Here is a 9,755-nt window from a genome sequence, read left to right as displayed (position 1 = left end):
AGGCTGTCAGTGGCAGCCTTAACTCAAGACCTAGAAAATGTTTGAGCTATAGAACACCTTTTGAGGTATTCTATAGCATGACTGGCATCGATGCTAGAAAATTGGAAGTTGTGCACTTATGGTGCGAATGTACCTTCAATAATTAATGCTGATTTTATAAAATTTTTGAAATTTTAATTATGATTAAATTTATAGTAACTCTATATACATATATAGGTAAATAACAGTTGGCGAAAAAAAACCACTCTTTAGAGTGGTTTTAAGCTTATAGCGAATGGGTTAAATCATCCGCTTAACACATTACTAATTACTTAGCATCACGTGAGTCAGCTGCTGCTGCTGCTTTAGCGTCTGCGTAACCTTTAGCGTATGCATCAGCTTGGCCTTTAGCAAAACCATCAGCCGCGCCTTTAGCATAAGCATCAGCTTGCGCTTTAGCATTTGCTGAAGCCGCACCTGCGTAGTTGCCATCAGCAGTAGCGTTAGATACGTTGCCAGTCTTGTTCTTATTGTTGTAATGGAAACCCCAGTCAGAATCGTTGTCCATGTTGTTGCTGTTAGCAAAAGGACCAAAGTTTTGAGCGCCGTTGAAAGGACCCATGTTAGAACCACCGTTGAAAGGACCCATGTTCTGGCCGCCAGTAAATGGACCCCAGTTAGAACCTGAGTTCATAGGACCGAAGTTTGAACCACCGTCGAAAGGACCCCAGTTAGATAGACCGTTACCGTTAGTCCAACCGTTGTTGTTACCATAGCCATTGTTGTTATTCCAAAAAGCTGAAGCTGAAGTAGCTGCCACTACTGTAGCAAGTGCTACTACTTTTGTTACGTTTTTCATTATTTCTCCTCTAAGAGTTATTTTTTTATATAGGTTATACGCAGACAAATTAATGTTTACTTGAACCATAATACACCTCTAATCATGCATTGCAACACTATTAGTAGAGTGTAATACTATGATATAGAATCAATGATTGAATTAAAGCTGGCACTTGGTCGCATTATCTTATTTAATTGCGCTGGATTAGGCTGATAATAACCGCCCATTTCAACCGACTTGCCTTGGCTATCATTAAGCTGAGTAATGATATCAACTTCATGATCTGCTAGATTTTGTGCAATAGGTTCAAATTGCGCCTGCAAATCAGCATCTTGAGTTTGGGCTGCTAACGCTTTTGCCCAATACATGGCTAGATAAAAATGACTACCGCGGATATCCAACTCCCCTACTTTACGTGATGGAGATTTATTGTTATCTAGAAATTTAGCTGTGGCTTCATCCAGGGTGCTGGCTAAAACTTCAGCCTTAGGCGCATCAAAAGTAGTGGCTAAATGTTCAAGTGAAACGGCTAATGCTAAGAACTCACCTAAAGAATCCCAACGCAGGTGATTTTCAGCCATCAACTGTTGAACATGTTTAGGGGCTGATCCGCCTGCGCCCGTTTCAAACAAGCCACCGCCATTCATTAGTGGCACAATAGATAACATTTTGGCACTGGTACCTAGCTCCAATATTGGAAACAGATCTGTTAAATAATCGCGCAACACATTGCCGGTAACTGAAATAACATTATTACCCGCTTTGATTTGCTTGAGCGTGTAACGAGTCGCCTCCTCTGGAGACATAATATGCATCTCTAAATCTGTTGTGTCATGATCTGATAAATATTGAGTGACTTTTCTAATAATTTGACGGTCATGCGCACGCTGTTTATCCAACCAGAAGATTGTTGGCGTTTTGGTTGCCCGAGCACGATTAACCGCCAATTTAACCCAATCTTGAATCGGTGCATCTTTAACTTGGCACATGCGGAAAATATCACCCGCTTCAACGGCTTGCTCAAGTAGCACCTCACCATCTGACGACACCACACTCACCACGCCAGAATTTTGCATTTGAAACGTTTTATCGTGTGAGCCATATTCTTGCGCCTTTTGTGCCATTAAACCCACATTGGCAACAGAGCCCATGGTGGTTGGATCAAAAGCACCGTTCGCTTTACAAAAATCAATAGTTTCTTGGAAAACACCTGCATAGCAGCGATCAGGAATAACAGCCATGGTATCTTGCAATTGGCCATTTTTATTCCACATCTGGCCCGAGGTACGAATCATTGCCGGCATAGAAGCATCAACAATTACATCACTCGGCACATTCAGATTAGTAATACCCTTGTCAGAATCAACCATGGCTACATCAGGCTGTTTGGCAAATATCGCTTGAATATCTGCTTCGATTTCCGCTTGTTGATTCGGTGTTAATGTTTCAATCTTACTAAGAATATCACCCAAACCATTATTAGCATTAACGCCTAATTGCTCAAAAATCGCTGCATGTTTATGAAAAACCTCGGCAAAAAATACACTAACCACTTGCCCAAAAAGAATAGGGTCTGAGACTTTCATCATGGTGGCTTTTAAATGCACCGAAAATAAAACACCTTCTTGTTTTGCTTGGTTAATCGCTTCTGATAAAAAATTTCTCAAGGCTGATTGACTCATTACCGCCGCATCAATTACCTCGCCTGCTTGTAAAGCATCTTGCGTTTTAAGTATTTGAGTTGAGCCATCCGTGCCGTTAAATTGAATGCTAAATTGAGTCGCTTTATCAAGTGTTATTGATTTCTCAGAGGCGTAAAAATCCCCCTCTGTCATACTAGCAACATGCGTTTTAGAGTCAGACGACCAAGCGCCCATGGAATGTGGATTTTTTTGAGCATAGCTTTTAACCGAACCAGGAGCGCGACGATCTGAATTACCCTCGCGTAGCACCGGATTAACCGCACTACCCAATACTTTTGAAAAAATAGCCTTGTTGGCTTTATCTTTTTCAGTGTTAGGATTGGCAGGATAGTCAGGAATGTCATAGCCATGCGCTTGAAGTTCAGCGATTGCCGCCTCTAGTTGTGGCACAGAAGCACTGATATTAGGCAGTTTAATAATGTTAGCTTGTTTTGAGTTTGCTAGTTGACCTAACTCAGCCAGCGCATCATTCGTCTGTTGTTGCGAACTTAGTCGCTGTGAAAAATTAGCGATAATACGCCCCGCTAATGAAATATCTCGAGTTTCTACTGAAATATTAGCAGCTGAGGTAAATGCTTTAACAATTGGCAAGAATGAGTAGGTTGCCAAGGCTGGCGCCTCATCTGTTAAGGTGTAAATAATCTTAGACTGTTCTGACATGGTGATTCCTATAAAGATTTGACTATCGCACAACTAATATTGCAAACCGTGATTAATTGACTGTAACAACGAATAAACCATTAAGCTACTAGTCTATTTGTAAACGCAATATTTTAGCATCCTCGCCGTTTGAATAGTATTTTTTGCGAATGTCGATCTGTTTAAAACCATACGATTGATAAAAATTTATGGCAACAATATTAGACTCTCTAACCTCTAGCATAATGGCTTTTCGCGCACTACCTTTGTGTTGTTTGCATAAGTTATCCAATAGCTGGCGACCAAGACCCTGCTGTTGATAATCTGGATCAATGCAAATATTTAACACATCAACAAACTCCAGTGACGGCAACGTTAAACAGTAGCCAATAACCATTTGATCTTGGGTAGCTAGCTGTATGTCAATATCAGCATGATTAAACGAATCAACAAATTTTTGCTCACTCCAGGGTTGTGAATAAGCACGCTGCTCAATGCGTAAAATTTGATCTAAATCTTGAATTGATGCCGATCTAAAGAAAGTACTGATATGCTTTGTTATTGGTTTCATTTTGATAAAAATATCCCAGCTCATCAAAATTCTTTTCAAGTTCACTAACATCTTGCGCTTGCAGGCCAATTAAAACACGACCAAAGTCAGCACCGTGATTACGATAATGGAACAGCGTAATATTCCACTGAGTGCCGACTTTTTTCAAAAAGTTAAGCAAGGCGCCAGGGCGCTCTGGAAACTCAAATCGATATAGCACTTCGTTAGTACAGTTGCTACGCCCACCCACCATATAACGAATATGTGTTTTGGCGATGGAATTATCACTCATGTCTAAGACATCGAATGACTGCGATAAATTATCTAATAGCTGTTTCTTTTCGCTCAAACCTTCACTGAGCGAAACACCAACAAAAATACGCGCCTGCGTGTCAGAGCCATAACGATAGTTAAATTCTGTAATCGAATGATTCTCCAACATTTGGCAGAATTTTAAAAAACTACCCGGCTTTTCATCAATCGTAACAGCAATAATAGCTTCATTGTATTCGCCAATATCAGCACGCTCAGAAATATAGCGTAGTCGATCAAAATTAACATTAGCCCCTGAAACCACCGAGATTAGATTCTCATTTGTAATAGTGTGCTGCTCGACATATTTTTTAATACCTGCAGTTGCCAAGGCGCCAGCCGGCTCAGAAATGGAGCGAACATCTTCATAAATGTCTTTAATGGCAGCGCAGATCTCATCATTACTCACTAGCACGACTTCATCAACCACCTGCCTGGCAATCTCAAAAGTTTTCTCACCAATTTGTTTAACTGCAACCCCGTCTGCAAAGCGCCCTACTTCAGGCAAAACGACGCGCTTATTTTGCTTAAGCGCTTCATACAACGTAGGTGAATCCTGCGGCTCAACACCAATCACTCTGATATTAGGGGCGTATTGTTTGATGTAAGTAGCCATGCCAGCAATCAAACCGCCACCACCAACTGGTACAAACACTTTGTCAATATTAGGTAATTGTGCCAATAATTCTTTGGCAACCGTTGCTTGGCCGGCCATCACCTCGATGTCATCATACGGATGAATAAACACCAGATCCTGCTCTTGCTCTAATTGCTTGGCGTAATGATAAGCGTCATCATACACATCACCATGTAAAACCACTTTGGCACCAAGCTGTTCAACCGCATTAACTTTAATTTTAGGGGTTGATAACGGCATGACAATAATGGCTTCAATGCCTAGTTTTTGTGCAGACAGCGCCACACCTTGAGCATGATTTCCAGCACTAGAGGCAACCACACCCTTGGCGGCTTGATCAGTTGTTAATGACGAGATTTTTTGATAAGCACCTCTCAGCTTAAACGCGTGAATGGCTAACTCATCTTCTCGCTTTAGATAGACGTTATTAGTTAGGCGTTTAGATAATTGAAACGCTAGCGTAAGTGGCGTAACCTCAACGACATCATAAACACGTGAGTGATCTGCAAGCTTAACAATGCTGTGCATGAAGCTCCTGCAAATAAGCCACGTCAACAAATTTCGCCTCAGTTGCTTGACCTTTAATCACTTCAAAGGCTTTAGTTGGCTCACCCAAATTATTTAACACAACGCAAGCACCCTTGAACTCATGAGTGTTCGTGTACTCATTAACAGTGATTAATGTTTTCAAGCCAGCTTGGGTTGCGGAAATAATGCCGTTTTGAGAATCTTCAAAGGCTAAGCATTTATCAGCATCAATATTCATTTTATCAAGCACGTAGGTGTAAATATCCCCTGCTGGCTTTAACTTAGGCACTACGTCACCTGCACCAATAACCTCAAACCAATCAAGCGCTTCTTTACCTAGTGTGTTGGCAATCAAGGCGTCAACATTAGCGGGTGTTGTCGTGGTAGCAATAGCCAAGCGCAAGCCTGAAGCTCTTGCTTCGTTGAACAAACGCTCAACACCAGGGCGTAATGGCACTGCACCTTCGTCCATTAGGCGCACATAAATACTGGTTTTTAGCTTGTGGATTGATGCAACAAAGTTATCCAAATCATCATGCTGAAACGAGGTGTTGTATTTACTTAGATAATATTTAATTCGCAACTGTCCACCCGTTACATTTAATAATTCATGATACAGTTCGTTTGACCACACCCAATCTAGGCCTAATTCTTTAAAGGCTATATTGAAAGCCACTAAATGACCATCTCTTTCAGTGTTTGCAAGGGTTCCGTCAACGTCAAAAATTAATGCTTCTAATGCCATAATAGTTTTATAATGAAATATATTGAAAAATAAATTGCTATTTTAAGTTACTTTAGGTATAAACATATTTTTTTTAAATTAATCTTACATCATGTCACAGACAGACTATCAAGATCTACCTCATTATTCACCTAAAAAGGATGAAGAATTTATGAACAGCGCTCAGCTTGATCATTTCAAAAACAAGCTAAACGTGTGGAGAGATCAGCTAGTTAGCGATGCGGAATCTACCATTAATCACATTCAAGAAGATTCAACCCAAGTAGCTGATATTAATGATCGCGCTACTTTAGAAGAAGAGTTTGCACTTGAGCTTAGAACGCGTGATCGTGAACGCAAGCTTATTGGCAAAATTGACAAAACCTTACATATTATTGAAATGGGTGATTACGGCTATTGCAAAACCTGTGGCGCGGAAATTGCACTAATTCGCCTTGAAGCGCGCCCAACCGCTGATGAGTGTATTGATTGTAAAACGATTGCAGAAAAGCGAGAGGTTTAACTAACCCCCTCCAGGAGTTTGATTAAAAATGCTGGTATGAAGAGCACGTTTGATCAAGCTTTTTTGAATACTCAAGACCAATATCTTTAGTAATAACGCCAATTGAATTAAGCTCAATGCCTAATTCTTTTTCCAATGCTTTAACTTCTGACACCTTATCTTGTGCAACTGTAAAGCATAATTGATAATCATCGCCACCCGCTAATGGCAAACACCAATCATTAGTTTCTTTTAAATAACTAGCCACCTCTTCCGCCAAAGGGATGTCAGTCAAATTAATCTTTGCGCCTACCTGGGAGCGATTAAGCAAGTGACCAAGGTCTTGCTCTAGGCCGTCCGAGATATCAATGCAAGCGTTAGCAAGACCAATTAAAGATTGGCCAAGTGCCACTTGAGGCTCGGGCGCATTAAACTGTTTTAACAGGTTTTGGCTAGGCTTGATATTTTGTTGAATCTGCCGCCAAGCTAATGCTGCATCGCCAAGTGTATTTGACACAAATATAGTGTCACCCACTTTAGCCGAAGATCTCAACAAGGCCTTATTACTAGGCACAACACCTGTTACGTTAATAGTAATACTTAGTTTGCCTTTAGTTGTATCACCACCAATCAAATCTATTTTGTATCGATTAGCCAGTGTCTTCAGTGATGCTGAAAACGCCTCAAGCCAGACTTGATTATATTCTGGCAGCGTTAACGCCAAAGTAAAATATTTAGGTGTAGCACCCATGGCGGCTAAATCACTCAAATTAACACTAAGCGCCTTGTGTGCAATATCAGCGGGTGAGGTATTAATTGGAAAATGCACACCCTCGATAAGAGTGTCAACACTCATGGCTAATTGCTGTTCTGGCTGAATTGAAATCAGCGCACAATCATCACCAATACCAACAGCTGTTAAATCTAATCTAGTCCAATTGAAATATTTTTCAATTAGATTGAATTCATTCATTGAGGATATTTTTGCGCAAACGTTTGATCAATTTCACCACGACCTGCATTAAACATAGAGCCTGAACCTAATACAGCAGAAACCAACACAGCAAAAAATAAAGGCACTGTGCCTAATAGCGTCATGATTGATCCAATGATACTGGTGCCATCCATACTGCTCACGCCTGAGTCTCCTATCAATAATCCTAGTGAAGTAATCAAAAAGTAAAAGATATAAGCGGTAATTAAAATTTTATAGCGGTTGAGTGACAACTGCCAATGCAAATAAACCAGATATGGATCGTTAGATTTGGCTTTCTTGGTTCGGAAATAGGTGTAAATAATTAACATTGCCGAAATAACAATGGTTAGTCCAATGGCTATATCCAGACTGGTATTCAAGAGTTTAATCAATCCCAATCCACCAATAACATGGATCAAAATGGCGTTAATTGTGAATAGCTCATGAGCTGCTTTTGCCGCCTTACGCTCTTGCTCTGTTGCGTCTATTTTTATAATCATGGCGCTAGTTTACACCATCTGCTTAATCAGCTCAAACCTCTGGAAGGTTTTTACATATAAGCATTGTCAGTATTACTGTGATCAGTCTGATCGCGTACTGATTTTATTTCTGGGAATCTTGCTCTTAATTGTGCCTCAACCCCTTGCTCTAACGTGGCAGCAACCGAAGAACAACCCTGACAACCACCACCGAAATTTAAAATAACATCGTTATTATCCGTAATTTCTACCAAATCAACAAAGCCGCCATGAGAAGCTAACCCTGGGCTAATTTCCGCGGCCAACACATACTTAATTCGTTCAGCCAATGGTGCATCTTCTTTTGGCTCTTCACCTTTGGCATTTGGTGCGGTAATAGTAAGTTTTTTACCTGCACCCTCATCTTTTAATGCTACTTCAGATTCTTTCAAATAAGAAAAATCAACTTTATCGATATACGCAAGAAAGCCTGGATATTCGAACTTTTCATAACCTGGCGTTAAATCTTTAGGATGACAAAAATTAAATGATACAGTAGCAGCAGGTGTGCCAGCTTTTTCAACGCCAACCTTAAGTGCTAATTCTTGATCATCTTGTTGGGCAAATAAATCTGCAACATACACTTGCGCTTCGTCTGTAATCGTAAACATAAAAATCCTTTTGGTTATGTAGTTTGTTTTGGGTGAAAAATAATATTATCAATCAATCGGGTTGATCCTAAAAACACCGCACATAATATCGCAATTTTCGTCGTATTATCAGTAGTAGCGCTAAGGGTATTGGCATCTAACACGGATAAATAATCAATTTTAAAATGCTTTGCTAAAGACTGCTCAGCATTAAGTATCGCAGAGTCAACCGTCTTATTAGATAAAACATCTTGCTTTAATTGCACCAATATTCGATATAAGTGAGCTGCTTCTGTACGCTCTTTAGCTGATAAATACTGATTTCTGGTACTCATGGCAAGACCGTCCGCTTCACGTACAATATCTGCAGATAATATTTTTATCGGCAGTGAATATTCGCTAACCATCTGTTTAATGACCAACAACTGTTGATAGTCTTTTTGGCCAAATATTGCTATATCGGGCGATATAATTTCAAACAATCGATGCACTATTTGCACCACTCCATCAAAATATCCTGGACGTTTCTCCCCACACAAACCTTCAGCTAAATGACCAGCTTTTATATTAGTGGAAAAACCATCTGGATACATCTGCTGAGCATCAGGTGTAAAAACCCCTGCCACTTGAAGTGCCTCAAGTTGTTTTAAATCTTCTTTTAAAGTATTTGGATACTGTTCAAAATCTTCGTTTTCACCAAATTGAGTAGGATTAACAAAAATACTAACAATGACATTATCAGCCTGTTGTTTTGCCTGCTCAACCAATGACAAATGCCCTTGGTGCAGTCCACCCATAGTTGGCACAAAAGCAACACTTTTACCTGCCAACCTCCAAGTTGACACCAAATCTGAAACCTGTTGATTAGTCTGACAAACCTGCATTGTCTTTATTTTGAACATGCTTTAAAAAAATACGCTAATGGTGTTGGATTTATTTTTGCATAATCTAGCAAAATATAATACAACGCTTTATTGTTTTCATTAATCGTTGGTGGCTTAACACCTATTTGTAAACACTGTGCCAGAATAATCAAACGCCCCATGCGCCCATTACCATCACTAAACGGATGAATCATTTCAAAATAGTAGTGTGACTTTGCAATGTCACTTAAGCTTTGAATATTGCTGTATTCTTTTACCCAATTCTCCAACTCTTCTTCAATATCGTCCGGATGAGTAAGTTGCGTATCACTATTAGGCAAAACTCTTTGCTTAGTAGAAAATTCACCCGCATTATCAATCAGTCCTCGCATC

General features: G+C 40.0%; 11 protein-coding genes. 1 reads left to right on the top strand and 10 read right to left on the bottom strand.

What is annotated here, in order from left to right:
* Positions 1-307: 307 nt before the first annotated feature.
* The 5 genes from PSN35_RS04350 to PSN35_RS04330 form a co-directional block, all read right to left on the bottom strand.
* A complete protein-coding gene (locus PSN35_RS04350) occupies positions 308-838 on the bottom strand; it encodes a hypothetical protein (RefSeq protein ID WP_300029977.1) in 531 nt (176 codons plus the stop codon).
* A gap of 116 nt (positions 839-954) precedes the next feature.
* A complete protein-coding gene (locus tag PSN35_RS04345; protein ID WP_300029974.1) occupies positions 955-3,183 on the bottom strand; it encodes an NADP-dependent isocitrate dehydrogenase in 2,229 nt (742 codons plus the stop codon).
* An 88-nt stretch (positions 3,184-3,271) separates the two neighbouring features.
* On the bottom strand, positions 3,272-3,733 hold the full coding sequence (gene rimI, locus PSN35_RS04340) for a ribosomal protein S18-alanine N-acetyltransferase (protein WP_300029971.1): 462 nt from the start codon (positions 3,731-3,733) through the stop codon (positions 3,272-3,274).
* Positions 3,696-5,189, bottom strand: a complete 1,494-nt coding sequence (gene ilvA, locus PSN35_RS04335) for a threonine ammonia-lyase, biosynthetic (protein WP_300029965.1) — start codon at positions 5,187-5,189, stop codon at positions 3,696-3,698. The genes rimI and ilvA overlap by 38 nt, the downstream gene beginning before the upstream one ends.
* Positions 5,173-5,934: an HAD family hydrolase gene (locus PSN35_RS04330; RefSeq protein WP_300029962.1), complete on the bottom strand. Its 762-nt coding sequence runs from the start codon at positions 5,932-5,934 to the stop codon at positions 5,173-5,175. The genes ilvA and PSN35_RS04330 overlap by 17 nt, the downstream gene beginning before the upstream one ends.
* Positions 5,935-6,025: 91 nt before the next feature.
* Here PSN35_RS04330 and dksA point away from each other — a divergent pair, with 91 nt between their 5' ends.
* Positions 6,026-6,436, top strand: coding sequence for an RNA polymerase-binding protein DksA (gene dksA, locus PSN35_RS04325; protein ID WP_300029959.1), 411 nt, complete (start codon positions 6,026-6,028; stop codon positions 6,434-6,436).
* Between the two features lie 22 nt (positions 6,437-6,458).
* Here the strand turns inward: dksA and thiL are convergent, their stop codons facing one another.
* From thiL to PSN35_RS04300, 5 genes are all read right to left on the bottom strand, one after another.
* On the bottom strand, positions 6,459-7,388 hold the full coding sequence (thiL, locus tag PSN35_RS04320) for a thiamine-phosphate kinase (protein WP_300029956.1): 930 nt from the start codon (positions 7,386-7,388) through the stop codon (positions 6,459-6,461).
* Positions 7,385-7,891 carry a hypothetical protein gene (locus tag PSN35_RS04315; RefSeq protein WP_300029953.1) on the bottom strand — a complete coding sequence of 169 codons (507 nt, stop codon included), beginning with the start codon at positions 7,889-7,891 and terminating at the stop codon, positions 7,385-7,387. Before PSN35_RS04315 ends, thiL begins: the two co-directional genes overlap by 4 nt.
* Positions 7,892-7,941: 50 nt before the next feature.
* The gene (locus PSN35_RS04310; protein WP_300029950.1) at positions 7,942-8,520 is read right to left on the bottom strand and encodes an NfuA family Fe-S biogenesis protein; all 579 of its coding nucleotides are present in this window, start codon (positions 8,518-8,520) and stop codon (positions 7,942-7,944) included.
* Positions 8,521-8,534: 14 nt separating this feature from the next.
* Positions 8,535-9,401 (bottom strand): pantoate--beta-alanine ligase, encoded by an 867-nt coding sequence (gene panC / locus PSN35_RS04305; RefSeq protein ID WP_300029948.1) that lies wholly within the window; start codon positions 9,399-9,401, stop codon positions 8,535-8,537.
* Positions 9,389-9,755, bottom strand: a 367-nt coding sequence (locus tag PSN35_RS04300; RefSeq protein WP_300029946.1) for a Fic family protein, incomplete at its 5' end; no start/stop codon positions are given. The genes PSN35_RS04300 and panC, both read right to left, overlap by 13 nt.

Source organism: Candidatus Thioglobus sp., assembly GCF_028599055.1.
Taxonomy (GTDB): domain Bacteria; phylum Pseudomonadota; class Gammaproteobacteria; order PS1; family Pseudothioglobaceae; genus Thioglobus_A.
This window is presented reverse-complemented; position numbering and strand designations above follow the sequence as displayed.

Coding starts and splice junctions, on each gene's coding strand:
- PSN35_RS04330 (WP_300029962.1), bottom strand. CDS start 5,934: ATGGCATTAGAAGCATTAATTTTTGACGTTGACGGAACCCTTGCAAAC.
- PSN35_RS04310 (WP_300029950.1), bottom strand. CDS start 8,520: ATGTTTACGATTACAGACGAAGCGCAAGTGTATGTTGCAGATTTATTT.
- panC (WP_300029948.1), bottom strand. CDS start 9,401: ATGTTCAAAATAAAGACAATGCAGGTTTGTCAGACTAATCAACAGGTT.
- thiL (WP_300029956.1), bottom strand. CDS start 7,388: ATGAATGAATTCAATCTAATTGAAAAATATTTCAATTGGACTAGATTA.
- PSN35_RS04350 (WP_300029977.1), bottom strand. CDS start 838: ATGAAAAACGTAACAAAAGTAGTAGCACTTGCTACAGTAGTGGCAGCT.
- PSN35_RS04345 (WP_300029974.1), bottom strand. CDS start 3,183: ATGTCAGAACAGTCTAAGATTATTTACACCTTAACAGATGAGGCGCCA.
- ilvA (WP_300029965.1), bottom strand. CDS start 5,189: ATGCACAGCATTGTTAAGCTTGCAGATCACTCACGTGTTTATGATGTC.
- rimI (WP_300029971.1), bottom strand. CDS start 3,733: ATGAAACCAATAACAAAGCATATCAGTACTTTCTTTAGATCGGCATCA.
- dksA (WP_300029959.1), top strand. CDS start 6,026: ATGTCACAGACAGACTATCAAGATCTACCTCATTATTCACCTAAAAAG.
- PSN35_RS04315 (WP_300029953.1), bottom strand. CDS start 7,891: ATGATTATAAAAATAGACGCAACAGAGCAAGAGCGTAAGGCGGCAAAA.